Consider the following 26,406-nt stretch of genomic DNA (forward strand, 5'->3'; position numbering starts at 1 on the left):
CCTCCCCATTTTGAACAACGCCTCAGACTTGCAACCCCACGTTGCCCCGTCTCCAGGTAGAACTCCTGGCTGTGCTGAATTTGCTCTCTCGTCGGCAATACCTTGAGGTTCTCTCCACAGCTACATCAATTCAACCAATGCTCGACTGCCGAGCACCAACGATTCGAACACCACCATATCTGACAACGTGATCGGGTCTCTCTCCTCCCCCTGCTGGTAACCTGGGAAGTCAGACAAAATCATCTCGCTGGACTCTTCTGTGTATGTGACTGTCCATACCCATCCGCACACATTGACGTACTCTCTCTGATCTGTTGGAGATGGCCAGAACTCTTCCCCGATATCTTCCCAAGCCGTTAGCAGCACAACCCCTCTTGGCTCCATTTCACTCATACAACTTTACCCGTCACAGTCACTCCCTGGCGCGACTTCTCTGCCAGCACCTGTTGCAGTTCCTTGGCCACTGTGCTGGCAGGCACGGTTTGCTCCCGCCGTGACACCCTGACCACCGCCATCATTTCACAAGCCCTTATCGACACGCAGGGGCCACTCTCGGATACAGTGGCAGCAGGAGCTCCCTTGAGGATTTCAGCCTTCACTTCCGCAGGCCTTGGAGCAAATTCGCGCTCAGGATCATCAGCCATCATCGCCACTGCCGAGCGGATTTGTGCAGCACTAAATCCACGGAGGACCAGGCCAAATGCCATCGCAGTGCCATTGGCATTGGCGTTGATCTGATTTGCACTGGCCGGCCAGTTGCCGCATAGCAACGGCAGCAGCTCATTCGCCAGGAAGGCGGCCATCCCTGGGCTCACAGATAGCTCGTCACCAGTCACCGGCAGCGCGCGGATGTTAGAGGGGGGTGTCGTCGTCATAGCTGACCGCCCCCGATGCGATGAGTTGTTGCGCAGCCTGCTGGGCTGCGACCAGGTTTCCAAGAGTACGCTTGCTACCATGCCCACCCCATTCGCCATTGGCATAGCTTGGCCGGCCAAGCTCATGCCAGCGATGTGCAGAAGCCAGGTATCCCTCGAATTTCTGTGGTGCAAACAGGGTCGCTGGGCGCAAGAATTCAGCCATCTTGAGATTACCTCCCCAGTGCTCGGTTTTGTAATCGATGACTAACTGCAGCTCGGCAACGGTTCCCCCCTCCCCTAGCCTGGCGTTGATATGCTGCAGACTTGCCTTGCTGGGGCGATAGCGGCGATTGTTGGTGGTGTTGAGATGAGTAAGCACAGCCAGAGCATCTGGGGACACCTGTACCTTCTCGCGACGTTTGGTTTCGCCAGAAACCGAACAATAGTCTTTAAGATCTGTACTTGTTTTATTGTTTATATTGTTTAGATCTTCGGCGTGAAACTCCGCGGATAACTCCGCGCCATCAGATTGCGATACCACCTCTAACCCCTTATCTGATGCGGGTTCTAACTCCGCGGGTAACTCCGCGCCAATGTGTTCTGAAACTCCGCGCTGGTAAGGGTCATAATTGAGTATCGTGATCAGTGTGTATCCCTTGGTCCCCTGCTTGCTGATCCTGGTAATCATGCCCTCCCGTTCGAAGGCATCCAGGCTCCGTCTAGCACTGTCCTCTGAAACGCCACATGCCTCCCCCAGATAGCGTGCTGACCCGACTACTTGGCCTCGTGTAAGGGTCAGGCGGTTACCGTTGAAGGTGGATTCTGTAAGCTCGTGAACAGCCTCTATCAGCAGGTGTATCCACAACGCCTTGCGGGATGGGTCTTTGTAGAAGGGGCTATCCTTCATGCTCTTGAAAAGCAGGACATACCCGCTGCGGCGGTTATCGTCCACGTTGCATCCTCGGCTAACAGGCTGTTGGATGGGAGCACTTGCCCCCGGGAATTTGATGACTGCGCTCATGCCACCCTCCCCTGCTCGAGCAATGAGGAACGCCTGTAATGGCGCAAGAGATCGGCCCCAGGGGCCAGGGTTGGTTTGGTCATTGTTGGGTCCTGTGGTGTTCTGCCCGGTGGTTAAGCGGGCAGGTTGTAGCTATGCGCTAGGTTGAGCCTGAGCACGCTCGGCAGTACGAGCCTGCAGCTCGCGGGCCAGGCGCAGGGCCTGCCGGTCAGTACCTGCAGCGTGCGCTGTCGGGATGAGTGCCGTATCCAGCTCGAGTGCCAGTTCGTGGATCACCGCCTTCAAGACGATGTTGTCCCGATCGCTGACGTGCTGTGACGCCGGGCGCGGCGGCCTGAGTTGCGTAGTCATGGGGTTACCTCCTGAGAACGAAATCGATGAGCTTTTGCAGAGGGCGCTTCGGGCGCTCTACTTCATAGGTTTCCTCATCGAGGTGGGTGAAGGTGAGCAGGCCGCGCTCGGGCAAGCCGGAGCCTTCCAAGATCTCCTCCACGGTGACCAGGGGGTAGCCCTGTTCGATGAGGCTTCGATTGGCGCGTTTGACGGCCCTCGTCAGGATCTGGGGTTCATGCTGTGATATAGCCCTGAGCAAGAGCAGCAGAGAGGTGCGAGCGAATGCGGTTTCGGTCAGCTGGAGCTCAGCGCCGACTTCTTGCCACACCTGGCGGTGGGCTGGGGTGCCGCGTACTTTCAGCGCGGGGATCACATCCAGTTTGGCGTGATCTGGTAATGCTGGTCGTCCCATTGTGTTGGTCCTCTAGTGGTTATGACTCAGGCCGGTGGTCAGGCGGCCTGTTGGGTGGGGAGCTCCTGGGTTTTGTTAAGGAGGGGGTAATCCTCCAGTCCGAGCCGCAGCTCGCCATTGCTGGCGATGACAAAGCTGACTGCGTGCTGGGCCGGGATCACATCGCCCCACTTCACGGCGAGGCTGCGGGAGATGCCGATGGCTTTCATTGCGCGGGCCATGTTGCCGAAATACTCAATCACTTCGTGTTTCTTCATTGGTCGGGTCCTGTGGTGTGAATACATGCGAATAATGTCCTCCATAGAGAACGATGTCAATCACCATCGTCTCCCAAAGAGATCAGCCATGGATTTACAATCTAGTCTCTAAAGAGAACGAGAGGTTATTGATGAAAACATTTGGACAACGCCTTGAAGAAAAGCTGCAAGAGCTGGGCATCAGCATGTCTGAGCTTGCGCGACGCACGGGCTTATCCAAGAGCGTGATCAGTAACACCATCAATAATCCGAACCGCGAAATGCGCGTTTCATCCCTGATCTCAATTGCTAAAGTGTTGAAGGTTGACCCTATTTGGCTTTACTCGGGCCGTAGTAGTGGTGACCTACTAAACGACATTCAGTTCAACTCAGACAAAGTCCCTGTTTGGACTCTCGCTGATGTAGAGAACTTGGCCACCGACATGATGCCTAACATGGATAGTGGTAGATATGTGGTAGCCGAGAACCAAAGCCACAGCATCGCTATAGAGTCCAGCAACGATCATCTATCTAAGTCTGGGATAGTTGCCGGAGACATTTGCATCATTAACTTGGCTGAACGCACTCCAGAAGATGGCGCTGTCATGCTGATCCAGCTGGCTAAGAGTGGCCAAGCCAGGCTGCTAAGAGCTATGGCAGGAATTGATGGTTGGGTATACGGGGTTGATGATCCCAGGCTTGGTACAGTCACATCCAGTGAGGCGACTGTGCTAGGCAAACTTTCCGAACTGCGACGTAGCGAAATCAAGTAACCCAAAACTAGCCTTCTCAATACAGATCGCATCAACCCGCTTCGGCGGGTTTTTTGTTGTTCATAAAAAACATCGTTTCTTTTAGAGATCGATATTGACCTATCGTTCTCTTGAGATTACAGTTTGCACATCGTCCTCTTGAGAGAACGACAAAGGCAAGACTCAAAACCTGTTTTAACCAGACCAGAGGACCAACCATGAAAGTGAATGACCCTGTGCAGTACACCAACCCCCGGACCCGCGTCACCGTGCCGGCAGTGATCATCGACATCACTGACCTGGGCAAACGCCGCGGTGGCGGCCTGTTCTACACAGTCAAGACCGAGGCCGGTAAGGAACACCGGACCCGTGCAGCCAGCCTGCAAGCAGCAGCGTAACCAGTCGCTCCCGCCGAGTGCGGGAGCACTCAACCGCATGAGCATTGCCTCAGTGCTCAACCGGTTGAGACGAATCATCGGCCACCAGCAACAGGACCAGCCCTGAAAGGGGCAAGCGCCTCACCAGCGCGTAAGAACGACAAAGCCCGCACAAGGCGGGCTTCGAAGGACCGGGAACCACCCCAGTCATATTGCCGGGGGACCAACCCCAGCAACAGGACCCAACCACGCCAAAGCGAGGATGGAGTTAACGAGGACCAACCCGTCAACAGGAGCAAATGTACCATGACCAAGCGCATTTTTTCCAGAGCCGCGAAACGCACCGACCAAATGCTTGAGGCCTTCGCCGACAGGCTGAACGGTAACACAGCGCGCCGGCGCGCACTTAAACAGCGTCTCTTTGTAGCCATGCTGGCCGCCGAGCAACACCACATCGTTGCCGCTCGTGCTGCCCAGCTTCGCACCACCGGCTTCACCAGGCACAGCGCCCTCCTCCACTGGCGCGCCGAGTTCCACCGCAACGCCGTCTGACCCGGGTCTGGCGCTTCCCTGATAGCGCCATAGCCAAAGCCTCTTTCTCAAGCACCGCAAGGATGCTTTGGCTAACTGCAACCTGAATTCAGCGTTGCAGCGCTCTTTAAAAACCTGGATTGGGAAACCTCACACGAAATCCATTTTCCCGATGGATCCGCCCTGACCTGTGAAACCAGAAATTGGGTGGCTGGAAGAGGTGATAGGCGTCTGTATTAGACGCCACATCCAAGCGTCATATATGGCTCTTGGATGTGTTTACATAACTATTAGATCATTGTAGATAACTAAGCTTAAATATCTAGATGACCCGGGCATAAGCGGGACATTTCTTGCGCAATATCCAAACATGTTGGGGTGAAGTCTTTTTCTTTGATGAAATCTGTATACAAGCTGTCCAGAGTTCCAGTGAGCGGGTCTAAATAGACTGCCTTTGATAGATCAACAGTCAAGGTCATCACATCACGATTATGTTGAAGTGCGCATGACATGAAAAGTGTATTTCTAAGCTGTTCGAAAGCAGCTCTTTTTCTCTCGTCTGGCTGGTTTCTAACTGGGCAGAAACCAGCCTCAACAGATTGCATCATTAAATCATACTGCTTCTTCCCATTGTTCACATCGAAGACATCACTGGTTTTAACAACGTGAATAACAGTAAGGATAACTATTGCAGTAGATAACAAAGACACGATTTCATCAAAAATATCGACTCGGCAATACAATACCAAAAACACAATGACAGCAAATAGCATCGTGGCAATCGAAAGCAAGGGGCTGCCTTTGAAAAGCTGATAAATTCCATATGCAAATATACTGACAATAATTGCCAAGGTTAATTTTCCCATCATTTCATTACTCTTCCAAACCTAGCCATCAAGAACCTCAAAACACAAGAAAATATCAAAAGATTGATTTTGTATTGGAATCAGACTATCCGATTTAACCACCTCAGCCCTACATTTCTAAGGAATATTTTTCCACCAAAGGACCCGACCATGAAAAAGCGTACCGACCAAAGCAACCTGACCATCCCCCCTCTCAATGACGCATGCCGCAAGCGCCTGCGCCAGTTGCGTGAACACCTCGGCCTGAGCCGGCCGAAGTTCGCCGACATGCTGGGCATCCCTGCCACCACGCTCAAGAACTACGAGTTGAACTACCGGGAAATCAGCGGCGGAACCCTGTTGTTGATAGCACAACACCCCGAGCTCTCAGCCCACTTCACCTGGCTGACGACCGGCCAAGGAAAAGAGCCTGCAAAGTTGGAGACATCAGAATGAAGATTCTTGGCCTCACTAACCCTCGCAGTATCGAGAACATCGCTGTCCAGCGCAGAGTCGTGTCCATCCACATGCAGAACGATGGGATTGGCGATCGTCGATTCGTCCCCGAAGTTGCACAAGCTCTTCGCGAGATTGCACAAGCCCTGGACGATGGCCTCATTGGTAACGAAGCAGCGGAATTTCTAAGAAGTTCTGGAGGGACAGAAATCACCATTCACGGCTATAGCCTTTTTCTCGGCTCCCTATCAAACACAAACTCACGTTTGGGAGCGTCAAATGAAATAGATAGGAACTGATTATCTGGGGTTGCGTTAATCCACTCCTGAATCGTAAGGAACCTATGTGAATCACTACTCTTTTCCAACTCTGACTCAGCTGAATTTGAAACTTCATATTCACCACAGTTTGAGCAGGTAAAGAACTTCCTATTGCTGTGATCAGTTGCTACAGCCAAAGCCTCTTCTCCACAGAGACAGCACGTCATAGGACGCTGCTTCATAAACGCACCTCTTGGGTTGTGTCATATGGAACAACCTCGCACGAAATCGTAAATGGGGCAATACCAGCCCTCCCCCGACCAAGGACCCAGACCATGAAGCAACTGACCGAAGCCCAGGTGATGGGCTTTCGCGGCTCAATGCCGCCCCGCACTGAGCACCGCTACAGCGTGAACGTCGAGCCCGGTACCGAAGAACGCCGGGCTGCCCATAAACGCACTGCCACACGCCGCGCCATAGAGGAATACCACGAGGAGCGTGCTCTCCGCCTTGAAATGGGGATCTAGCCATGTCTCTTGGTATCGAATATCGCTATTCCGAACGAGGGCCAGAGCCAGAACCAATATCCGACAACATCCCTGAGCCTGTGCTTACTGGCCCACCTACCCCGCTTCACATCACCAACCAACGTCAATTCCGCATCATCACCGAATCCAGGGCTCGCATGGACAAAGCCAAGTCCATCGCTCTGGATAAGGCGCTGGCTGCCATGGACGCACTATTTAACAAACGAGGACCAACCATGGATAACTCCAACCAGAAAACCCAGATTGCCGACGCGATTGTCACCAAGTTCGAGCCTGCAGCCCCAGGCATTTACCCCGGTATCCCCGGCGAGGCCTACCACGGTGGGCCAGGCTTATCCAAAAGTGGCTTGGATTGGGCTTTGGTGTCTGGCCAGCACTATCACTACTACCAAGTAGAAGGTAACGACCAGAAGCAAACTGCAGCACTGCGAGAAGGCCGGATCCTGCACAAAGTCGTGCTGGAATTTGAGGACTTCAACAGCGAGTTCGTTGTTGAGCCTGAATGGCCAGAAGATGCCATCAACGGTGCCGAGCAGATGAAGGCCATCATCCAGGCCTACAACGAAAACCTCGAGCAGAAACCAGCGGTCGAGGAACTCATCCAGGCGATCGAGAGCCACAACGCTAAGCTGCCGAAGCCCATTGACGCAGGCAAAAGCGTGGGTGAACACGAGGCAGCCTATGAACTGCTGCCCGAAGCATTCCAAACTCTGGGTGAAGATGACAAGCGAACAGCCACAGTGCTCAAAGCCTGTATCAAGGCCCACAATGACAGCCTACCCAAGCCCGTTAAAGCATCTGGTAGCTATCAAGCCGTGCTCGAGAATTACGCCCTGCTCGGCATCCAGCAAGCAGAGCGTGCGGCCCATATCCATGCCCTGCCGACCCCGCACCCTTTGAATGGTACCAAGGCTGAAATGGCGGAGCGGATCCGTACCTTCCACCCCGACGCTATTTTCCTCGAAGAGCTCAAAGAGCAATTCATGCAAGGGGCCGGCGGCCGCGAGGTCCTGACAGCCAATGAGTATCAGCATGCTCTTCGCTATCGCGAGGCAGTCTTGGCCCATCCCGAAGCTGCAGTGCTGCTTGATGAAGGGGTCGCCGAATCAAGCCTCTACTGGCATCACCCCGAAACCAAAGCTCTGCTCAAATGCCGGCCTGACTGGATGCGTCCCGATCACGTCCTGGTAGATTTGAAATTCGTACGCAACGCCAGCCCCAGCGGTTTCGCCCGGGATGGTAGCGCCCACAACTACCACATTCAGGACGCCCATTACTGCGATGGCTATGAAACCCTGACTGGCCACAAGCCGAGCTTTGTATTCGTCGCAATCGAGAAGGACGGGCCCCTGGGCCGAGACGTGTTCAAGCCCATCCTGGTCGGCGTTTACTACTACGGTCAGGACGACCAGCGCCGGGCGCTGGAGTTGCGCAACATGGCTGTACGAAACGTGGTGCGCTGGAGCCAGGACAACTACTGGCCCGGTCACGATGGTATGGGAGAGATCATCGTCCCCACGTACCAGGCCAATGCCGAGCGCAGCACCCTCAATGAAGATGAGAGTGGCATAACGCTCACTCAAATCACTGACGTTGAGCAGCCGCTTGACGCCCTTCCCGACAACCTCTTTGGCAGCGAGGCCGCATGATGAACAATCAAGTAGCAACCCAAGAGGCCAGCCCTGTCCTGGCCAATGAGCGTGGCCAAGCCAACATGCTCAGCCTGATGATGAACGTCGATTTCATGGCGAGCATCGACAAGATGGCATCCATGATGGCCAGCGGTAAGACAACTGTTCCTCAGCATCTGCGAGGCAACCAGGCTGACTGCTTCGCCATCTGCCTACAGGCGATCCAATGGGGGATGAACCCCTTCCCGGTGGCCCAGAAGACACACCTGGTCAATGGAACCCTTGGTTATGAGGCGCAGTTGGTCAACGCCGTGGTGGTCAACTCTGGTGCGATCAAGGGGCGCTTTGACTATGAGTTCTTCGGGCCTTGGGAACGGGTGATCGGCAAGTTCAAGGTGATACGCAAAGAGAAAGAAGGGAAACCCGTCGAGTATCGCGTACCAGACTGGACCTTTGCTGATGAGGCTGGGTGCGGCGTCAAGGTCATTGCGCACCTTGCCAGTGGTCAGATTCGTGAAGTGACTTTGTTGCTACAGCAGGCACGCACCCGTAACTCCACCCTCTGGGCTGATGACCCTAAGCAGCAGTTGGCCTATCTCGGGGTCAAGCGGTGGGCCCGACTCTACACCCCGGACGTGATCCTCGGGGTTTACTCCGTCGATGAGTTGGAGGAAATCGATGTAACACCTCCGAGTGGCAGCAATGATGGAAGCTCCGATGCGAAAGCTGATCTAGCCCGTAAAGCGGCCGAGCGCCGCGCCCAGCAGCAAAAAGGACAGGTTATCGAAGGTGAAGCCCAGGTCGTCAGCGCTGGACATGAGCCCGCGGCAGAGCCCATCTCAGATACCAATGAGCAAAGTGAGCCAAAGGACCTCGAAGCAGAAGACCTCCTCGCCGATATCCTGTTCAAGATGGATCTCGCTCAATCTGGTTCCGAGATGAAAACCCTGGTTACCGAAGTCAGCCAGCTGGGTCCCCGCCTTACCACTGAACAGAAGAAGTCAGCATCTGGCATCTACCAGAAAAACGTTGACCGCCTTGGGCTCAGTACCAAGAAAGCTGCATAACCCATCTACCCAGCCCACAAACCAGTGGGCTCTTTTCCCCAAGGACCCAACCATGACCACCCAGCTGAACCCCAGCGAGGCGACCAGCCTCGCTCTGAATACCCTGAGCACTCAACTTCGGGCCATCCTCCAGATGCCGGACGGCCCGGCCAAAGTCGCCATAGCCAGCTTCGAAACTCTTCTCGCCGCCAATCTGACCATGATCAGCGACGCGGCAAACGAACATATCGACGAGTTCAATGCCCTGATCGGTGAACTGGAGGCCCGGGATCAGGAGATCGAGGCAATCACCCAAGAGCACAACGCGCTCAAGATCCAGAGCTCTCGCCTGATAGCGGCCCACCGTACCGACGAAGAGATGGTTCGCAAGATTGAGGCCACCAGCGCCCAAATAGCCCATCAACGTGACGCCTACAAACGCGACGCAGAAGAGGGCCGTCGCCATAAACCTGAGTTGGACAAGGCCAAAGCCAGGTTAAAGCGACTGGAAGAATCCGCCATCAAACGGGAGGCTGAGCACAACGAACTCAAGATGAAGCTGCAGCGCACAGAATCCCTCCTGATGCGAGCTGCCCGGGGCGTTATCCAAGCCAAGGACACGGTACAGACCGTCCAGCACCGCATGATGCAGGATGGCCTTGAGGCCGAAGTAACTATCGAAGTGAAGGGAGTCCATTACTACATCTATCGCCGCCCCTGCATCGTAGCGGAGGCCTTCAAGCCCACGGATGGTCAAGTGGCGAGCCGAGATCACATGTATGTGTTCCGCGTCGAGACCAGCGCTGGCTACCACTGGGATGCAATTCCTTTGGTAGATGGTGATGTGGGTATCGTGAAGCAGCGCGCCATGCCAAAGGAAGTGAAACAGTACCTGGTCAACGAGTACAAGCAGAGCCCCTTGTTTGAACTGGACCACATTAACCTGCGTAGCGATGAGTTGGATCAGGGGATTGGAAAACTCTCGAGCGTCCTGGCGGAGCTCGAGAACATCGACCACAGCCTGACGCCCCTCAAGGTCAAAGACAGCCTAAAGCAAACTCGTGCCCGCAAGTTGATAGGCAATTCAGGGAGGAAGGCAGCATGAGCAAATACCGCAATGGCGCCCTCTATATTCGCCGGATGAAGGAAAGCGATAAGACTGAAAGTTTCAGAACCTCATTTCGCCTTGCGTTCTACAGCATGCAGCTCAAAGCCGGGAGGGTGAAAAAGGCTTACGTGCTACTTCGTCATGGAGACCCCAATGTCATGGAAGTCGGCAAAAGTCGGGCCGATATCATGAGCACGATGATATTTGGTGGTACTAAAGGGCTCACCAAGCGTCAGGCCATGCGCAAATGGGGGAAGAAATGGTGAGCGAACACACCAAGGGCCTGCAGGCCCTTTTTCGTAACGACCAATCAGTCAGCGCTGCAGGCCAAGCGGAGCTGTCTTGCAACCAACGTTCATCCCTGAGCGGACAGATTTTTGCCGGGCTTAGTGCAGCAACAACGCTGTCAGGGCTAGATCATGGCTCAGCGACAGACGTTGTTCAGTTGATGCTGGCTGCAGCAGAAGCCAAAGGAGATGCTCCGTGCGCTATCGAGAGCCCATCATCCAGCAAGGATTGACCCGAACCGAAGCCGAAGAGACCCGTACCAGATACCTCCGCATTAACCCCGGCGCCCGGGTCACAATCGACAGCCAACCCGATAACCCCCAGCTCAAGATCCTGATAGCCCACCTTCCCGTCCTGCCATTTCGGCGAGTGCGGGATCCTGGTTTTATCGGGTACCGCGGCTGGCGAGCATAGCCACCGAACCAATCTTGCGCCCCCGGATTTGGGGAGCAAGAAATCACGGTCCTTCCTTCAATCCAATTGGCGCCCCATCCTCAAGGACAGGAGGGCCACGCCATGCAACAACTTCAACTGACCATCGACCAGGACAACCAGCTACTTAACGAGCTGGTCTGCACCGTGCGATCCCCCACCCTTTCCCGTTCGGCCAAGCTCGCCGAGATCGGCCGCATCCTGGCGCACTTCGATCTGCCTATCGAAGCGCCCCGGGTTACTGGCCAGCTCTGGAGTGCTACCGAGCTGGGCAAGGAGCTAGGGGTCAGTGCCCAGGCCATAGGCCGGCTGGCCAACCAGCACCAACTCAAACGCCCGGCGTTCGGGGAGTACCGCCTTGACCAGGCGGTCAGCAGCAGGAAGCAGGTGGAATGCTTCCTCTACAACCGAGCCGGCCGGGATGAAATAACCAAACTGACGAGGACCAACTACCATGGGAACAGTAATCGACCCCGCAAAAAGCCAGATCCCGGGCCAACTCACAATACTGAGAATGCCTGACGCCATCCCACTCAGCACCTACCTGAGCACCATCGAGCTTACCGATCGGGACACCATTAATAAGCGGATCCAGCGTGGCATCTGGCAGCTTGGGGTGCATATCGTCAACGTGGACGGTGTAAAGGAACGCTGGGTGAACATCGCGGAGGTAACAAAGTGGGCAATGAAAAACAGCTCCCACGCGGCGTGACCGTCCGTGGCGAAACCATCAATATCACCTTCACCTTCAAAGGGGTTCGCTGTCGTGAGCCCCTGTCCAACCTACCCAACACCACCGCCAACGTGCGCTATGCCGCGCGCCTGCTCGGGGAGATCCAGGGTAAGATTGAGCGGGGCCAATTCGCCTATGCAGACTATTTCCCGAAGTCCAAGAAGCTACACATGTTCGGCGGAGCCTCGATCGCCGCCAAAGTCTCCGACTATCTGGACGAATACCTGCAGCAATGTGAACGCCGGGGGCTCAGTCCCTCCACCATGGTCGGGTACCGCAAGTGCCACAAGGCGCTGGCCGACCTGCACGGGATCACAGTGTCAGAGCTGACCCCCGCCCAAGTGAAGAACTGGCTGGTCAGGAGTGACACCACTGCCAAGACCGCTCGCAACCGGTTGTCATTTCTGCGCAGTGCCATCGACGAGGCGGTCACGGATGGCCTACTGACCTCCAATCCGGTATCTCTGGTCACTGTCTCCCGATATTTGGACGGGAGTTCAACTCCTGAACGGGGAACCAAGGACGTGGATCCGTTCACCCCGGAAGAAGTGTCCGCCATCATAACGGCCGCCAGCGGTATCAACGAGCAATGGGCCAACCTGTTTACCTTCGCTTTCGCTACCGGCATGCGACCATCGGAGATCTGCGCACTGAGCTGGTCATCCATCGACTGGATTGGCGGCATGGTGCAGGTATCGAGCGCCAAGGTGGTCGGCGTCATCAAGACAACCAAGACCAGAGCCGGCACGCGAGCCATTGAGCTGACCGCCGATGCGCTGGCAGCACTAGCCAGCCAGAAGCGGTTTACCTTCATGCGGGGAGACTATGTATTTGATGACCCCAAACTCGGCCAGCCATGGGCCGGTGCGGATGCCATCAGAAAGAAAGCCTGGCTCTATACCCTCAAGCGATCCGGCGTTCGCTATCGCCACCTCTACCAGACCCGCCACACCTTCGCCACGGCCAACATCAGCCGCGGCTGCAACCTGTTTTGGCTCGCCAGCCAGATGGGACATAAGGGACCGGAGATGCTGTTTCGGCACTACGGATCCTACCTTTCCGAGTACGATGGCCAGACAGCAAAAGCGCCAATCCTGATCCAAAACCCACTCCAGAAATAAAAAACCCTTATAGTTCAATTGGTAAAGCTGCTCAGTCTGGGGGTTCAAATCCCCCCAGCTCCACCAAACGTTTGGAAAGGGCCACTTCGCAGGAAGTGGCCCTTTTTTATGCGCGATTGCCGCTCCTCACACCACCCGGTCAGACGTCACTCTTCGGCGGCCAGTATTAGCCTGCGCCAGGGGCCCGTGATGTCGCAGTGGCCCGTCTCGTCCGTGTTTTCCCAGCCGAGGCGGTGATAGAACGCCAGCGCCGTGGTGTTGCGGGTGGCGACTTTGAGGGAGGCCGGTTGCCTGGATCCGGCCAGCCCTTCAGCCAGCAGAGCCCGACCGACTCCCTGGCCATGCCAGTCCGCCGACACATAGAGATGATGCACGAAGCTATCCTGCTCCCAGATGGAGACGAAGCCACAGGGGGAGCCTCCCTTCTCTGCCACCCAGATCCGCTCCCCCCGGGTCTGCTCGGTGAAATCCTCCAGCCGGAACAGGGAGGGCTCGACCCACTCGAAGGTTTGCCGCCTGCCCTTTAAGAACAACTGTGCCAGCACGGGCGTGTCCGCCGCTCGCATCGCTCTGATCATGAAGACGTCCTTTTTCCTGGTCATTCCCACCCACTTTGCGGTGGATCCCGCTGCCCTGTCAAATGCTCAAAACAGACCCTCTTGAATACATCTCTGTGACCCAACGCTGCCTATTTTATCGCCCGAGGGGCTATACTGCCGGGGTCCCATCCATGACTGGTTCGAGGTTCACTGATATGGATAATAAGCAGATCGAAGACAGCATCCTGGTCCCGGCCCACATCGACGATGTCTGGCGAGCCTGGACCACGGAGAGTGGATTGCGCAGTTTTCTGGCACCCGAATGCCTGATGGTGGCCGAGCCCAACGGTCCGTTCGAGATCTACTTCAGGCCGGATGCGCCATTGGGTGAGCGGGGCAGCGAGGGGTGCCGGGTGATGGCGGTAATGCCTCATGACTTGCTGAGCTTCAGCTGGAATTTCCCCGTCCAGTTCCCCCATATTCGCCAGCAGAAGACCCTCATCAGCCTGCGCTTCGTGCCGGAAGGACAGGGCACCCGCCTCCACTTCCTGCAGACCGGCTGGGCCAACGACCCTGACTGGGAGCGCGGGTACGCCTACTTCCGAGAAGAGTGGCTGGAGCTGAGCCTGCCGAGGCTGCAATACAGATTCACCCACGGCCCCATCGACTGGAACAACCCTCCCAGCCGGCAACAGCTCAAAACCCTGGCACAGTAAGCCGCCCCCTTCGAGGGCCAGACCCCTTGCCGGGCAGCGCGATGAAGCGGACCAGCGACCTCTCACCGAGTCGAGGCAATGCCCTACACAGAATATGTGTATATCAATAAAAACAAGCAGATAATGTTAAAAAACTCATCAACCCCCTTTGTTTCATGCGATGATCATCGTCGGCAGAGGATGCCTTTTCTGCACAGTAGCGATATAAAACATAATAACAGCCATCCCCCTGCACCAATCCGGGGAACATGAGGTAGCCATGTTGATCGAGAAAACACTGCTTGAGCAATTCAACATCAATGAGATCGAAATCCAACGCCGGATGGAGCTCTTCAAACTGACTCCGGGTGAGCTGGATCTGCTCGCCGCACAGCAACCCATCATCGAGCGAAACCTTGAGGCCATCGTGGCCAAGTTTTATGACCAGCAAACGGAGTTCGATGAAATCGCGCTGCTCATCGGTGATTCAGATACTCTGCAGCGGCTACGCAGTGCCCAGCGGCGCTATATCCAGGATCTCTTCTCCGGCCACTATGACAACAACTACGTCAACAGCCGGCTGCGCATCGGCCTGGTCCACAAGCGGATCGGGGTCGAACCCAAGCTCTATCTCTCCGCCAGTTGCACCCTCAAATACCTGATTGAAGATGTGCTGGCCGAGCACATGAGCAACCAGACCGACCTGCCTCTGGTACTGCGAGCCCTCGACAAGCTGATCAGCTTCGATACCGCCCTGGTGTTTGATACCTATATCGGCACCCTGCTGAGCGCGGTCGAGAACGCCAAGAAGCGGATGGAAACCTATGCCCGTGAGCTGGAAGAGAAGTCCAAGATCCTGAGTGCCCATGCGGAGCGAGACCCCCTCACCGAGCTCTACAACAAACGGGCCATGCAGCGCACCATCGTCCGCGAACTCAATGCCGCCATCCGTCGCAAGAGCTTCCTGTCGGTCATCTATATCGACGTGAACAAGTTCAAGTTCATCAATGACACCTTCGGTCATGCGAAGGGAGATGAAGTCCTGCAGACCCTGGGACAGGCCATCACCGAGAGCTGCCGCGTGTCGGACTTCCCCTGCCGGATCGGCGGAGACGAGTTCTGCGTCATCCTGCCGGAGGCGAGCAAGGCCACCGCCCTGCATATCAGCGATCGCATCGAGGCCGCCTTCACCACCGCCTACCCCGAGTACTCCGTCAGCATCGGCATCTGCGTGACCGGCAATGAGAAATTCGTCACCGCCAACGAGCTCATCGAGGGGGCCGACAAGGCAATGTACGAGGCCAAGCAGCAATCCAGCTGAGGATTTCCCTCACCCGCCAAAACAAATGCCGCTCCCGGGGGAGCGGCATTGTTGTTCACGGGGTCCTGAGCGCGCCGAGACGCTACTCCTCTTCCATCTCGTCAAACAGGGGGTGATAGAGCACCTCCCCGGCCAGGCCCGCGAGGCCGCCCGGTTGCAGCTCCATCGCCATGAAGCAGTCGGCAGGCACCTCATAGATGCAGTTCAAGCCGAAATCGCTGGCGGGACGAAAACCGAAACGCGCGTAGTAGGCCGGATCCCCGAGCACCACCACCGCCTTCCAGTCCATCTCGAGGGCCGTGTCCAGCCCCTCGCGCACCAGATCCGAGCCAATCCCCTGCCCTTGCCAGTCCGGATGCACGGCCACCGGTGCCAGACCGAGCCAAGGGCCCTCCTGACCGTTGATGGTGATCGGGCTCAGCATCAGGTGCCCCATGAACTCGTACTCTTCCTCCTCGACCATGGTGACCACGGCAGCCCCGCATTCGCGCAGGCGGTTGACCAGCTCGGCCTCATCGGATCGGCCAAAAGCGGCGCTCACCAGCTCGTAGACGGGCAACATGTCGCCAGGACGCTCGGTTCTCAACATAGGGCATAACTCCTCGTACAGCAGGGGGGCCATTATTCCACACAACTGGCGCCCGACTTGAATGCCTTTATTCGAAAATGGGAGGCCGGGCTCAGGAAAACGAATGGCGACCGAGGGGATGGCTGTCCGGCCCCGCTTGTTCAACCCGGCATAGGATCAGCCTTCGACCCGCCGGGGATCCCGCAGCCCCAGCAGGTAGTCAAGCCCCAGCGCCCCCCTGTCCTTGAGCAAATAGCCCTGCCTGTGGGTCCATGACAAGGGGCCGGGAGCGGCTCGCTCACAAACAGCGTCAACGCGAGGCAAGGGCCCGCAGACCCTGCCTCATCATGCACTATGGCCACCGCCACCTCCTCCCTCGACAGCAGCGTCGCCAGTTAGTCACCCATCTCCTCGGGCTGCACCGGCCTGTTGTCCAGCCGCCAGTGGCTCAGCTCGCCCTCCTGCTCATCCGTTCCGGCCCTTGTCCCGCAGTGATGCATGCCTATCTTGGCCATCACCCGGCCGGAGGCGAGATTGTCCGGCATGTGGCGGGCCGTCAGGGCGGGCAGGTGCAACTGCTCGAACGCAAATGACTTGACCAGGGTCGCCGCCCGGGTGGCGAGCCCCCGACCCTGCCAGGGGACACCCACCCACCAGGCCAGCTCCCCGTTCCAGTGCAGGGAGATGACCCCAAGCAAGGGAGCGGGTTCCGGGCCGCATGGCAGACTGAGCGCCCAGGCTCGGCCAAGGCCGAGGGCGGCCTTGCGCCCGCTCAGGGCGAGCCAGTCCCGGGCCGCCTCCGGTGGATAGGGGTGGGGAATGTTGAGGGTATAGCGGGCGATCGCGGCGTCGGCGCAATAGTGCAGGATCTCGGCCTCATCCTCAGGCCGCAGGGGGCGCAGCACCAGGGCTTTCACCCCTGCGGATTCACGCAGCAGCGGGATCGACAACCGTCTGGCGAGCAGCCGTTGCATCACCTCGGCCAGATCGTCGTCGGGGCCCAGCATCAGATCCGCCCCCACGGGCCCCAGGGTGAGCAGGCCGCTCTCCTTGGCCAGGGTCAGCAGAGCGCTGGAGGCGCTGATCAGGATCTGGTGGCTCGGAACCGCCGCCATCACCGGGGCAGCGTCCCCGTCCAGCCAGGCGGCGAGCAGATCGCTGGCAAAGAGAATGCCATCGGGTGGACAGGCGGCCCAGTCGCTCAGCGCAGGGGGCGCCGCCTCCGTCCCCCGCCCTGTCCGGCGGCTTTGCAACAGCTGCCAGCCATGGCCGTGCGCCTGCCAGGCCTGCAATGCCCCTTGCCAGTGGGGCTGCCAGAGCCCCCCTTCAATCAATAATTCCATCCTCCCCCCAGGTGCGTGCCGCGATGAGCCGGTGCATAACCGTGATCGGGTGGCGCCGCCACGACCGTCCCATGACGGGCAGCATGGCTGACTGCTAACCGACTGTTAACCCACATCTTAATCATGGTTAAACGGCATACCCCATGAAAAAATGCCATATGTCTGCCTTGATGGGAGTCACATTAATGGGGTCTCTGCCTTTCTATCATGGCCACATCATGCACCACCAGCGCGGGTTCATGAATAACCATGCATAACAAGAGAAAAGACTATGCAGCAAACCACTCCCCTCAAGACGGTGTTAGTCAGTACCCTGGCGACCGCCCTGCTGATCTTCGTGGCCCAGTATCTGATTGGGAAACAGGAGATCAGGATCGGCATCGCCATCATCCCCATTTTGCCCATGTTGTTTGCCGTCATCATCGGCATGATCGTCTCTGCCAAACCGGTCAAGGATCGCATCCCCGGCTGGAAGAAGCTCTTCACCGAGAAAGAAGAAGGCTTCTGCGGCAAGATGGTGGGTTTTAGCCTGCTGATCCTCGGCACCCAGTATGCCGGCATGATCATCCCCAACCTCAAGATGATCCTGAGCGTCGGCGTGCCTCTCTTCCTGCAGGAGATAGGCAACCTGCTGCCCATTCTCATCGCCATCCCGCTGGCGGTGAAGTTCGGTTTCGGCCGCCGCGCCATCGGTGCCTGCTCCTCCATCAGCCGTGAACCCTCGGTCGCCGTCATTCAGGGCAAGTTCGGTACCGGCTCCCAGGAGTACATCGGCGTGCTCGCCATCTACCTGTGCGGCTCCGTCATCGGTACCCTCTGGTTCAGCGTACTCGGCAGCATAGCGCCGCTGACCGGCCTGCACCCCCTGGCTCTCGCCGCCGGTTCCGGGGTCGGTTCCGGCTCCATGCTGAGCGCCGCTTCCGGTGCCCTCATCAACGGTCTGGACGAGGCACTGGCCCAGCAGGTGCTGAGCATCGCCGCCGCCTCCAACCTGCTCTCATCGGCCCTCGGCGCCCTCTCCCTCACCTATCTGGGACTACCCCTTGCCGAGAAGATCTTCGCCATCTCTGCCAAAGGAGAGCAAGCATGAAAAGCATCGTGATGGATATGCGGTTCGTCTTCCTGGCGATCCTGCTGGCCATGTTTACCCAGACCCTGACCACCGGCCTGCCGCTGTGGCAGATGGGGGACAGCTTCGTCGCCATGGCCCTGGTGGTGTTCGCCTCCCTGGTGGCCAAGCGCTATCTGCCCTCCTCCCTGCCGGCTTTTGCCTATGCCACCATCATCGGCATTCTCATCTGCCTGCCGGAAACCCCGGTGCGCGGCCTCTTCATCGACGCGGTGGCGAAGATCTCCTTCCTCTCCTGCTGCGTGCCACTGCTGGCTTTCGCCGGCCTCTCCGTCGGCGGTCAGCTGGAAGAGCTCAAGAAGATGTCCTGGAAGGTGATCCTCATCTTCATGATCGTCTCCACCTGCTGCTTCTTCGGCGCCTCGCTGGTTGCCCAACTCGGCTTCTCCATTCAAGGGATCATCTGATGCACGACTACCATATCGAACCTGACCTGCTTGCCCTGCGTGACTTCAGCTGCGAGGTGCGCCACCACCTGCACAGCATTCCGGAATACTCGGGCGCCGAATTCAAGACCTCGGCCTACTGCCGCGCCCTGATGGAAGGGTTCGGCTACCGGATCACCGACTACCCGGGCTTCACCGGTTTTCACGGGGATCTGCACATCGATCCCAGCCTGCCCACCATCGCGTTTCGCGCCGACATGGACGGCCTTGAGATGCACGACATGACCGAGGTGGCGTTCAAGTCCACCCATGAAGGGATGGCCCACAACTGCGGCCACGACTCCCACATGGCGATCGCACTCACCACCGCCAAGTTCCTGGCCGCCCATCAGGAGAGGCTCGGCTACAACCTGCGCATCATCTTCCAGATGGCGGAAGAGGACATGCGGGTGCCGGGCGCCGGCAAGATGGTGGAACTCGGCTGCATGGCGGGGGTGGACGAGGTCTATGCCCTGCACAACGACGGCGCCATGGAAACCGGCACCATCAAGTTCAACCAGGGGGTGATGTCCTCCTGGGGCTCGGCCTGGACCCTGGACGTGCACGGCATTTCCGCCCACGGCTCGACCCCCCACAAGGGGCTGGACGCCATCCGCGAGGCGGTGCGCATCATCGAAGACATGGACTACATCGTCGCCAAGCGCACCAGCCCGTTCAGCCCGGCGGTGTTCGGCTGCGGCATGATCAACGGCGGCACCATTCCCAATGCCATCGCCGATCACGTGCAGGCCCGTGGCACCATCCGCGCCATGGATGCCGAGACGGATCAGATCCTCAAAAACAGCTTCAAGGACATGGTCGCCCAGAGCGAGCTGCGCGGCTTCAAGACCAGCATGATCTACTCAGGCTACCCGGCGGTGGAGAACCACGGCGCCGCCTGTGAGCGGTTGAAGCGGGCCGCGAGCGGCGTGCTGCCCGCCGAAGGCATCAATGCCCAGGGCCAGCCCATGACCGGCAGCGAGGACTTCAGCTACATGATCAACGCCACCCCGAACCGCATGGGCGCCATGTTCTTCCTCGGCAGCGGCTGCCAGGCCAAGGGGATCTGCAACTACCTGCATGCCAACCCCTACTACCTGGACGACGACTGCCTGCTCATTGGAGCCCAGATCTTCATCAACCTGGCGACTGGGAACGCCTGATGGATAAGGGGGGACCTGCAACTACCTGCATGTTTAACCCCCTGCTACCCGGATGACGACTGCCAGCTGATCGGGGCCCGGATCTTCGTCAATCTGGCGACCCGGGCGGCGTGAGTGCGGCCTTGAACGGTTCGATGCAGGGGCTGTGATCTGAACAGCATCGGCCATTGAACGGCGCCAGATCTTCGTCCATCCGGCAACCATGGCAGATGAAACGCTGCCTGACAGCAAAAAGAGAGGCCAATGGCCTCTCTTTTTGCTGTCATTGGCAGTGGTTTCATCCACTGCATGACGGGCTGGTTCAGAGCCAGGGCAGGGTCGACAGATTGATGGCCGGCGCCTGGTTGATGAGGGTGAGCTGTATGGTCTCCCGGCTCACGTGGGGGGCGAAGCGGTGGATGAAGTCGTAGCTGTAGTCCCGCAGGTGTACGTGCCTGCGCAGACAGATATGAATGGTGCTGGAGGCGATCAGGTGATCGATGTTGAGGGCCACCAGGCTGCCCTTGTCCCCCTCGTCGAAGGCAGAGCTCGCGATCACCCCCACCCCCATGCCGAGACGCACATAGTGCTTGATGATGTCGGTGTCGGTGGCCGTCAGCACGATGCGGGGGCTGAGGCCATGGCGACCGAACGCCTTGTCCATCTTGGAGCGGCCGGTGAAGCCGAACACATAGGTGATGAGGGGATAGCGGGCCAAGTCCGCCATGGAGAGCGGCTGACAGTCGATGAGGGGGTGGCCGTGGGGCACCACCACACTGCGCCCCCAGCGATAGCAGGGCACGGTGGCCAGCTCGTCGAACAGGTGCATGGATTCGGTGGCGATGGCCATCTCCACGTCCCCGTTCTGCACCATCTGCGCCAGCTGGGCCGGCGCCCCCTGATGCAGGTGCAGGGTAACCTCGGGGTAGTGGCGGGAGAATCCGCTGATGGCGGTGGGCAGCTTGTAGCGCGCCATGGTATGGGTCGTCGCGATGCGCAGCGCCCCGCTGGTGGCAAGCTGCTCGCAGGAGGAGAGCTGACCAATCTGCTCCACCTGGGCTACCACCCCCTTGGCCAGCTCCATCACCTGCTCCCCCATGGGGGTCAGGCCGATGAGGTTCTTGCCCTTGCGACTGAACAGCGCCAGCCCCAGCTCATCCTCCAGCATCTTCATCTGCTTGCTGAGGGTCGGTTGGGAGGTATAGAGCTTCTCCGCCGTCGCCGAGATGTTGAAGTTGTTCTTCACTATCTCGGTGAAGTTCTTGAGCCGGGCGATGTTCATCAGGGGGCCAGCCGCTCGATGTGCCAGCCTTCCCCTTCCCGGCTGTAGTAGAAGCGATCGTGCAGACGATGGGCACCGCCCTGCCAGAATTCCACGGTGTCGATGACCACCCGGTAGCCCCCCCAGAAGCTCGGCAGGGGCACCTCGCCATTGGCAAACTTCTGCTTGAGTTCGAGGAACTTGGCTTCCAGCACGCCGCGGGCCGAGATGCGGGAGGACTGCTGGGAGACCCAGGCCGCGATCTGGCTGTCTTTGGGGCGGCTGTGGAAATACTTCATCACCTCCAGGGCGCCGAGCTTCTCCACCCGGCCGGTCACATGCACCTGCCTGTCCAGGGTGTGCCAGGGGAAGTGCAGGCTGATGCGGGGGTTGCCCTCGAGCTGACCCGCCTTGCGGCTGCCCATGTTGGTGTAAAACACCATGCCCAGGGCGTCATAGTGCTTGAGCAGCACGGTACGCTGCCAGGGCTGGCCATCCGCATCCACGGTCGCCACCACCATGGCGGTGGGGTCGCTCAGCTTGGCCTCGCAGGCCTGGGCCAGCCACTTTTCAAACAGATCCAGCGGCTCGGCCGGCAGATCGGCACGGTGCAACCCCCCCTTGGTGTATTCACGGCGCAGATCGGCTACATCCATCATCTTGATTTTCCTTCTCTCTTTGCCGTTGGCACGGCCATATAGGGGGCATTGTGCGACGAGCGGAGACAGGGTTCAAGCCGCATCCTCCCAAAGGGGGGCCCAAAAAAGCGGGGAGGCCCGCGCCTCCCCGATCCTTGGCCCCATCGGCCCTGTCGCTGTGTCAGCTGCGGCTATTTTGCCGCCGGACAGTGAGCCAGCATGCGCCTGTTGTACTCGGCGGCATAGTCGCTGAGTCTGGCATGCTCCTCTTTCTGCTCTGGCCGGATCACATCCCCCAGCCCGTCGAGATAGCGCACGCCACAGCGCGCCTTGGCACCGGCTTGCGCCTGCGCCGGAATGCCGGGGGCCACCTCGCCGCGCCCGGCCCGCACGATCAGCCGATAGTCCTGCTTGGCCAGACTCTGCTCGATGGCCTGATCCAGGGTGTCGGCATCGGCCTGACAACCGGTGAGCAGGGTCAGCAGCAAGGCATAACAGGCCTTCATCTGCGCCTCCGCGACCAGCCCAGCAACGCCAGTGCCAGGGGCCAGAGACCGAGGGCGCCGCCGCCACCACCGCCCCCCTCTTCCACTCGCTGGGTCACGGAGAGCTTGAAGGGACTGATGGCGAAGAAGAGGTTGTTGCTGCAGGCGACCTTGAGGCGGGCGGTGCCGTCGTTGCCAGCGGGAATGGCCACACTCGCCGACCCAGAGTTGGCCAGGCCGCTGGCCAGCAGGGTCCAGCTCGCCCCCTCGTCACGGGTCATGGCGATGTCGACCTTGCTGCAGTTGATGGGCGCCGCGTTGGTGCCCGCCACCTCCCAGCCGATGGTCTGATTGTGACCGGCCGCCAGCGGCGTCACCAGCGGGCTGGTCAGGCGGAAGGCCTTGCCGGTGTTGACCACCTGGATCTGCATGTCATCGCTGGCCACCCCGCCCTTGCCATCCCTGGCCGTCAGCCGGAAGTTGAGCACCCGGTTGGTGGTGGGCCAGGCCTCCCCTTTCGCCAGGGTATTGGTGAGCAGGGAAGGCAGGCTCGGCAAGGTACGTTCCGGCAGGCTGATGGGGGCCACGAAGGGGAACAGCGGGCGGGAACCGTCATCAATCATGCTGGCGGCGCTAAACGACGCATTGCCCAGATCGATCTGCTCCCAGCTGTAGGAGAGGGGGTCGCCGTCCAGGTCGCTGCCGCCCCCCTTGAGCACGAAGGGGGTATTGGCCGGAATGGCATAATCGCTGCCGGCCGAGACCTGGGGCGCGTTGTTGGTCAGATTCTGGGCCGTGCCGCAGCTCGGCACCGAGGCCATGTGGGCCCGCATCTGCTCGATGGACTTGCTGTGGAAATAGGGCAGGCTGTTGGCTTGCAGGTTCTCCTCCCCGCAGATCCCGGCATAAGCCATGATGGAGCTGCCGCTGCCCGGCTCCCAGGCCTGACCGGGGGAGCGGTTGCCGCTGCCACAACTGCCGGTGGTGCCGTTGAAGGTGTGCTCGGCGCCGAACTGGTGGCCGATCTCATGGGCCACGTAGTCGATGAAGAAGGCATCCCCCACCGGATCGGCGGAGCCCGTCATCCCCGCCGAACGCTCATCGCCGCCACACAAAGAGGCCAGCTGGGCCAGGCCACCGCCACCGGTATTGACCACGTGGCCGATGTCGAAGGGACCGAGCTTGTTGCCGGCAAGGCTCTGGGCGTTCTTCTGCACGTTGACGTTGATATCGATGTCGTTGTCATCGTTCAAGAAGGGATCCATGGCGACATCGGTATAGATGATGGTGTCGTTGCCGCTGGCGAGCTGGAACTCGGCCGCCACATCCCGCTGGTACACCTCGTTGACCCGGTTGAGCATGGTGGCGATGGCGGCCAGACCGGCCTCGACGGTGCCGCCGTGATACTGGGTGTATTCCCCCGCCGCCGAGACGGCAATCACATAGCGCTTGCGCACATTGCCATCCACCAGCACCTGACGCGCCAGCTTCTTGGCCTCGCCGCCGATCACCTTGTCCGCCTCCTCCTCGAGCCGGCTGTGGGCATCCTGCTGGTAATAGACGGCATAGCCTTCGCCATTGCGCAGGGGATCGACGAACACCATCCGCCCCTCATGGCTGAACATGGCGTGGAAACCCTGAGGACCGAGGTCGAAGCGTCCCGTGTCAGTCGGCGATAGTTTATTCTGCCCCTTGAAGGTCAGGATATCGGGATATTTTGCTGCCAGGTCTACCGGCAGCAGATCATAGGGCTGAAGGGTGAAGACGGCCTCGTCGCCATCCGGCAAGGGCAGGGTCAGCTCGCGCGCGCCCCCTTTCAGGGCATCGAAGTGGTCGGCCGGCACTGTCGCTATGCGGTAGTGATTGGCCCGCACCTCGTAACCGTCGGCATCGGTGGCGCGCGCCACCAGGGTCTGCCACTCCTTGGCGGCCAGACCGGTGGAAGCCATCAGGCCCGCCACCAGCAATGCCAGCGGGGAGAATTTCATCGACTGCATCTTTTTTTCATCCTTTTTAATGCGTTCACCCGAACTGCCACGGCATCATTTGCCTGCTGCCGTCATTAGTCCAGCCCCATCCCCTGTACATTCCCCGAATGGGGATGGTTGCACCGGCTCAGTCTAGCCCCTATCATTGCGCGGATTTGTCCGTTTCAGAACCCCCTCCGTGATGGGGCCGGTTCATCCTTTTTTGGCCAAGGTTAATCTCATGCTCAAATCCCCACTGTTGCCCCGTTTCGGGGATCTGGTCGTTGCCATCGTTGATGATGTGCTGGCTCAGGGTCTCACCCTGGACAGGGCCTATGCCCGCCACTTCTCCGGCATCGAACTCAAACCCCAAGAACAGGCAAGGATTGCCCTGGTCACCGGCGATCTGCTGCGTCGGCTCAGCCTCTACTGCTTCCTGACCGGCATCCAGGTGCGCCAGGCCTCGAAAAACGTCTGGCCGCTGCTGCACAGCTGGCACGCCTTCCACAAGATAGCTCAGCCGAACAACCCGACGCTGGATCGCTTCAACGAAGAGGCCTTCCGTCGCCGCCTGACCGAGGCCAAGAAGAACCCGGTGCTGATGGATGGCTGCCCGACCTGGCTGGATAAACTCGGCAGCGAGCAACTCGGCGAGGCCTGGCCTGCCGAGCGTGCCGCCCTGGCCTGGATGCCCAAGCGTTACCTGCGGGTCAACACCCTCAAGTGCACCAAGGAAGAGCTGCAAGCGGCTCTGGCCAAGGAGCAGGTCACCACAATCCCGGTGGAGGGGGTAGAAAGCGCCCTGCAGGTCACCTCGGACGCCGCCCTGTTCCGTACCAAGGCCTTCGCCGATGGCTGGTTCGAGCAACAGGATGCGGGCTCCCAGCTGGTGGCTGCGGCCCTTGACGTCACCCCCGGCATGCGGGTCATCGACGCCTGCGCCGGTGCCGGTGGCAAGACCCTGCACCTGGCCGCCATGATGAACGGCAAGGGCCGTCTGCTGGCCATGGACGTGGAAGAGTGGAAGCTTGAGAACCTCAAGCAACGCGCCCGCCGCGCCGGTGCCCACAACGTGGAGACCCGGGTCATCGAGAGCAGCAAGACCGTCAAGCGCCTCAAGGGCACCGCCGATCGGGTGCTGCTGGACGTCCCCTGCTCCGGCCTCGGGGTCCTCAAGCGCAATCCGGATGCCAAGTGGCGCGATACCGCCGAGCGGCTGCCGGTGCTGGTCGCCCTGCAAGAAGAGATCCTGCAGCGCTACAGCCAGATGACCAAGGTGGGCGGCATCCTGGTCTACGCCACCTGCTCCATCCTGCCCGAGGAGAACCGCCAGCAGGTGGACAAGTTCCTGGCGGCCAACGACAACTACCGCCTGCTGGATGACCACAGCGTCAGCCCTGCCGCGACCGGCTTCGACGGCTTCTACATGGCGCGTATCGAGCGCATCGGCTGATGAGTCGGTGAAGATAAAAAGGGGAGCCACTGGCTCCCCTTTTTGCATGATATGGCTGCAACCTTATTCGGCGGCGGCATCATCCTGCTTGTGCTTGGCGGCCACTTCCTTGATCAGGGTCTGCAGTTCGCCGGCCTGGAACATCTCGATCATGATGTCGCAGCCGCCGATCAGCTCCCCTTCCACCCACAGCTGGGGGAAAGTCGGCCAGTTGGCAAACTTCGGCAACTCGGCGCGAATGTCCGGGTTTTGCAGGATGTCGACGTAAGCAAAGGGCTCGCCGCAGGACATCATGGCCTGGGAAGCCTGGGCAGAGAAACCGCAGCTCGGAAGCTTGGGGGAACCCTTCATGTAAAGGATGATGGGATTTTCAGCCAGCTGCTGTTTGATCTTTTCGATAGTTTCCATAGGTGCCTCACTGGAGCGATTTCGGCGCTCATTCTACTGCAAACC

Annotated in this window: 34 protein-coding genes; 19 read left to right on the forward strand and 15 right to left on the reverse strand. The window is 58.9% G+C overall.

Features of this window, described 5'->3' with window-relative positions; genetic code table 11:
• Window positions 1-120 precede the first annotated feature (120 nt).
• From ACW5W7_RS01530 to ACW5W7_RS01555, 6 genes are all read right to left on the reverse strand, one after another.
• Window positions 121-393 carry a hypothetical protein gene (locus tag ACW5W7_RS01530; protein WP_456500552.1) on the reverse strand — a complete coding sequence of 91 codons (273 nt, stop codon included), beginning with the start codon at window positions 391-393 and terminating at the stop codon, window positions 121-123.
• Entirely contained in the window at window positions 390-803 is a 414-nt protein-coding gene (locus tag ACW5W7_RS01535) for a hypothetical protein (RefSeq protein ID WP_456500553.1), read from the reverse strand. Before ACW5W7_RS01535 ends, ACW5W7_RS01530 begins: the two co-directional genes overlap by 4 nt.
• Before the next feature lie 49 nt (window positions 804-852).
• The gene (locus ACW5W7_RS01540; RefSeq protein WP_456500554.1) at window positions 853-1,878 is read right to left on the reverse strand and encodes a conserved phage C-terminal domain-containing protein; all 1,026 of its coding nucleotides are present in this window, start codon (window positions 1,876-1,878) and stop codon (window positions 853-855) included.
• A gap of 132 nt (window positions 1,879-2,010) precedes the next feature.
• Window positions 2,011-2,229 carry a hypothetical protein gene (locus ACW5W7_RS01545; protein ID WP_456500555.1) on the reverse strand — a complete coding sequence of 73 codons (219 nt, stop codon included), beginning with the start codon at window positions 2,227-2,229 and terminating at the stop codon, window positions 2,011-2,013.
• Between the two features lie 4 nt (window positions 2,230-2,233).
• Window positions 2,234-2,623: a hypothetical protein gene (locus ACW5W7_RS01550; RefSeq protein WP_042642167.1), complete on the reverse strand. Its 390-nt coding sequence runs from the start codon at window positions 2,621-2,623 to the stop codon at window positions 2,234-2,236.
• 38 nt (window positions 2,624-2,661) lie between these two features.
• Entirely contained in the window at window positions 2,662-2,880 is a 219-nt protein-coding gene (locus tag ACW5W7_RS01555) for a Cro/CI family transcriptional regulator (RefSeq protein WP_456500556.1), read from the reverse strand.
• 53 nt (window positions 2,881-2,933) lie between these two features.
• On the opposite strand from ACW5W7_RS01555, the gene ACW5W7_RS01560 reads away from it, so the two are divergent.
• The 3 genes from ACW5W7_RS01560 (at window position 2,934) to ACW5W7_RS01570 (ending at window position 4,540) form a co-directional block, all read left to right on the forward strand.
• Window positions 2,934-3,632 carry a helix-turn-helix domain-containing protein gene (locus ACW5W7_RS01560; protein WP_456500557.1) on the forward strand — a complete coding sequence of 233 codons (699 nt, stop codon included), beginning with the start codon at window positions 2,934-2,936 and terminating at the stop codon, window positions 3,630-3,632.
• A 197-nt stretch (window positions 3,633-3,829) separates the two neighbouring features.
• Window positions 3,830-4,009: a hypothetical protein gene (locus ACW5W7_RS01565; protein WP_456500558.1), complete on the forward strand. Its 180-nt coding sequence runs from the start codon at window positions 3,830-3,832 to the stop codon at window positions 4,007-4,009.
• A 285-nt stretch (window positions 4,010-4,294) separates the two neighbouring features.
• Window positions 4,295-4,540 (forward strand): hypothetical protein, encoded by a 246-nt coding sequence (locus tag ACW5W7_RS01570; protein ID WP_456500559.1) that lies wholly within the window; start codon window positions 4,295-4,297, stop codon window positions 4,538-4,540.
• A 293-nt stretch (window positions 4,541-4,833) separates the two neighbouring features.
• Here the strand turns inward: ACW5W7_RS01570 and ACW5W7_RS01575 are convergent, their stop codons facing one another.
• Window positions 4,834-5,388 (reverse strand): hypothetical protein, encoded by a 555-nt coding sequence (locus ACW5W7_RS01575; protein ID WP_456500560.1) that lies wholly within the window; start codon window positions 5,386-5,388, stop codon window positions 4,834-4,836.
• A gap of 147 nt (window positions 5,389-5,535) precedes the next feature.
• Here ACW5W7_RS01575 and ACW5W7_RS01580 point away from each other — a divergent pair, with 147 nt between their 5' ends.
• The 10 genes from ACW5W7_RS01580 (at window position 5,536) to ACW5W7_RS01625 (ending at window position 12,987) form a co-directional block, all read left to right on the forward strand.
• The gene (locus tag ACW5W7_RS01580; protein ID WP_456500561.1) at window positions 5,536-5,820 is read left to right on the forward strand and encodes a helix-turn-helix domain-containing protein; all 285 of its coding nucleotides are present in this window, start codon (window positions 5,536-5,538) and stop codon (window positions 5,818-5,820) included.
• On the forward strand, window positions 5,817-6,119 hold the full coding sequence (locus ACW5W7_RS01585; protein ID WP_456500562.1) for a hypothetical protein: 303 nt from the start codon (window positions 5,817-5,819) through the stop codon (window positions 6,117-6,119). Before ACW5W7_RS01580 ends, ACW5W7_RS01585 begins: the two co-directional genes overlap by 4 nt.
• A gap of 296 nt (window positions 6,120-6,415) precedes the next feature.
• The gene (locus ACW5W7_RS01590; RefSeq protein WP_456500563.1) at window positions 6,416-6,607 is read left to right on the forward strand and encodes a PA3496 family putative envelope integrity protein; all 192 of its coding nucleotides are present in this window, start codon (window positions 6,416-6,418) and stop codon (window positions 6,605-6,607) included.
• A gap of 2 nt (window positions 6,608-6,609) precedes the next feature.
• Complete coding sequence (locus ACW5W7_RS01595) at window positions 6,610-8,277, forward strand: PD-(D/E)XK nuclease-like domain-containing protein (RefSeq protein ID WP_456500564.1); 1,668 nt, start codon at window positions 6,610-6,612, stop codon at window positions 8,275-8,277.
• Entirely contained in the window at window positions 8,274-9,326 is a 1,053-nt protein-coding gene (locus ACW5W7_RS01600; RefSeq protein ID WP_456500565.1) for a RecT family recombinase, read from the forward strand. Before ACW5W7_RS01595 ends, ACW5W7_RS01600 begins: the two co-directional genes overlap by 4 nt.
• 52 nt (window positions 9,327-9,378) lie before the next feature.
• Complete coding sequence (locus tag ACW5W7_RS01605; protein ID WP_456500566.1) at window positions 9,379-10,410, forward strand: hypothetical protein; 1,032 nt, start codon at window positions 9,379-9,381, stop codon at window positions 10,408-10,410.
• On the forward strand, window positions 10,407-10,679 hold the full coding sequence (locus ACW5W7_RS01610) for a hypothetical protein (RefSeq protein ID WP_456500567.1): 273 nt from the start codon (window positions 10,407-10,409) through the stop codon (window positions 10,677-10,679). Before ACW5W7_RS01605 ends, ACW5W7_RS01610 begins: the two co-directional genes overlap by 4 nt.
• A gap of 538 nt (window positions 10,680-11,217) precedes the next feature.
• The gene (locus ACW5W7_RS01615; RefSeq protein ID WP_456500568.1) at window positions 11,218-11,655 is read left to right on the forward strand and encodes a hypothetical protein; all 438 of its coding nucleotides are present in this window, start codon (window positions 11,218-11,220) and stop codon (window positions 11,653-11,655) included.
• Window positions 11,648-11,845, forward strand: coding sequence for a hypothetical protein (locus tag ACW5W7_RS01620; RefSeq protein WP_042642185.1), 198 nt, complete (start codon window positions 11,648-11,650; stop codon window positions 11,843-11,845). The genes ACW5W7_RS01615 and ACW5W7_RS01620 overlap by 8 nt, the downstream gene beginning before the upstream one ends.
• Entirely contained in the window at window positions 11,842-12,987 is a 1,146-nt protein-coding gene (locus ACW5W7_RS01625; RefSeq protein ID WP_456500569.1) for an Arm DNA-binding domain-containing protein, read from the forward strand. The genes ACW5W7_RS01620 and ACW5W7_RS01625 overlap by 4 nt, the downstream gene beginning before the upstream one ends.
• A 146-nt stretch (window positions 12,988-13,133) precedes the next feature.
• On the opposite strand, the gene ACW5W7_RS01630 is transcribed toward ACW5W7_RS01625, so the two are convergent.
• Window positions 13,134-13,565 carry an N-acetyltransferase family protein gene (locus ACW5W7_RS01630; RefSeq protein ID WP_456500570.1) on the reverse strand — a complete coding sequence of 144 codons (432 nt, stop codon included), beginning with the start codon at window positions 13,563-13,565 and terminating at the stop codon, window positions 13,134-13,136.
• Window positions 13,566-13,741: 176 nt separating this feature from the next.
• On the opposite strand from ACW5W7_RS01630, the gene ACW5W7_RS01635 reads away from it, so the two are divergent.
• Window positions 13,742-14,242: an SRPBCC family protein gene (locus ACW5W7_RS01635; protein ID WP_349918793.1), complete on the forward strand. Its 501-nt coding sequence runs from the start codon at window positions 13,742-13,744 to the stop codon at window positions 14,240-14,242.
• Window positions 14,243-14,501: 259 nt separating this feature from the next.
• Window positions 14,502-15,542: a GGDEF domain-containing protein gene (locus tag ACW5W7_RS01640; RefSeq protein WP_349918794.1), complete on the forward strand. Its 1,041-nt coding sequence runs from the start codon at window positions 14,502-14,504 to the stop codon at window positions 15,540-15,542.
• An 82-nt stretch (window positions 15,543-15,624) separates the two neighbouring features.
• On the opposite strand, the gene ACW5W7_RS01645 is transcribed toward ACW5W7_RS01640, so the two are convergent.
• Window positions 15,625-16,131, reverse strand: coding sequence for a GNAT family N-acetyltransferase (locus ACW5W7_RS01645; RefSeq protein ID WP_456500571.1), 507 nt, complete (start codon window positions 16,129-16,131; stop codon window positions 15,625-15,627).
• 374 nt (window positions 16,132-16,505) lie between these two features.
• Window positions 16,506-17,453 (reverse strand): GNAT family N-acetyltransferase, encoded by a 948-nt coding sequence (locus ACW5W7_RS01650; RefSeq protein ID WP_456500572.1) that lies wholly within the window; start codon window positions 17,451-17,453, stop codon window positions 16,506-16,508.
• A 271-nt stretch (window positions 17,454-17,724) separates the two neighbouring features.
• Here ACW5W7_RS01650 and ACW5W7_RS01655 point away from each other — a divergent pair, with 271 nt between their 5' ends.
• The 3 genes from ACW5W7_RS01655 to ACW5W7_RS01665 are packed head-to-tail and all read left to right on the forward strand — an operon-like array spanning window position 17,725 to window position 20,170.
• Window positions 17,725-18,543, forward strand: a complete 819-nt coding sequence (locus tag ACW5W7_RS01655; protein ID WP_434663374.1) for a DUF3100 domain-containing protein — start codon at window positions 17,725-17,727, stop codon at window positions 18,541-18,543.
• Window positions 18,540-18,989, forward strand: coding sequence for a hypothetical protein (locus tag ACW5W7_RS01660; RefSeq protein WP_042642193.1), 450 nt, complete (start codon window positions 18,540-18,542; stop codon window positions 18,987-18,989). Before ACW5W7_RS01655 ends, ACW5W7_RS01660 begins: the two co-directional genes overlap by 4 nt.
• Window positions 18,989-20,170, forward strand: a complete 1,182-nt coding sequence (locus ACW5W7_RS01665; protein WP_456500573.1) for a M20 metallopeptidase family protein — start codon at window positions 18,989-18,991, stop codon at window positions 20,168-20,170. Before ACW5W7_RS01660 ends, ACW5W7_RS01665 begins: the two co-directional genes overlap by 1 nt.
• Before the next feature lie 301 nt (window positions 20,171-20,471).
• Here ACW5W7_RS01665 and ACW5W7_RS01670 read toward each other — a convergent pair whose 3' ends face one another.
• From ACW5W7_RS01670 to ACW5W7_RS01685, 4 genes are all read right to left on the reverse strand, one after another.
• The gene (locus tag ACW5W7_RS01670) at window positions 20,472-21,431 is read right to left on the reverse strand and encodes a LysR substrate-binding domain-containing protein (RefSeq protein ID WP_349918804.1); all 960 of its coding nucleotides are present in this window, start codon (window positions 21,429-21,431) and stop codon (window positions 20,472-20,474) included.
• The gene (gene pdxH / locus ACW5W7_RS01675; RefSeq protein WP_349918805.1) at window positions 21,431-22,069 is read right to left on the reverse strand and encodes a pyridoxamine 5'-phosphate oxidase; all 639 of its coding nucleotides are present in this window, start codon (window positions 22,067-22,069) and stop codon (window positions 21,431-21,433) included. The genes ACW5W7_RS01670 and pdxH overlap by 1 nt, the downstream gene beginning before the upstream one ends.
• A gap of 170 nt (window positions 22,070-22,239) precedes the next feature.
• Window positions 22,240-22,554, reverse strand: coding sequence for a hypothetical protein (locus tag ACW5W7_RS01680; protein WP_456500574.1), 315 nt, complete (start codon window positions 22,552-22,554; stop codon window positions 22,240-22,242).
• On the reverse strand, window positions 22,551-24,530 hold the full coding sequence (locus ACW5W7_RS01685; RefSeq protein ID WP_456500575.1) for a reprolysin-like metallopeptidase: 1,980 nt from the start codon (window positions 24,528-24,530) through the stop codon (window positions 22,551-22,553). The genes ACW5W7_RS01680 and ACW5W7_RS01685 overlap by 4 nt, the downstream gene beginning before the upstream one ends.
• 211 nt (window positions 24,531-24,741) lie before the next feature.
• Between ACW5W7_RS01685 and ACW5W7_RS01690 the strand changes: the two genes are divergently transcribed.
• A complete protein-coding gene (locus tag ACW5W7_RS01690; protein ID WP_456500576.1) occupies window positions 24,742-25,953 on the forward strand; it encodes an RsmB/NOP family class I SAM-dependent RNA methyltransferase in 1,212 nt (403 codons plus the stop codon).
• 63 nt (window positions 25,954-26,016) lie between these two features.
• Here ACW5W7_RS01690 and ACW5W7_RS01695 read toward each other — a convergent pair whose 3' ends face one another.
• Window positions 26,017-26,361 carry a Grx4 family monothiol glutaredoxin gene (locus tag ACW5W7_RS01695; protein WP_349918812.1) on the reverse strand — a complete coding sequence of 115 codons (345 nt, stop codon included), beginning with the start codon at window positions 26,359-26,361 and terminating at the stop codon, window positions 26,017-26,019.
• Window positions 26,362-26,406 lie beyond the last annotated feature (45 nt).

This window comes from Aeromonas intestinalis, assembly GCF_054052485.1.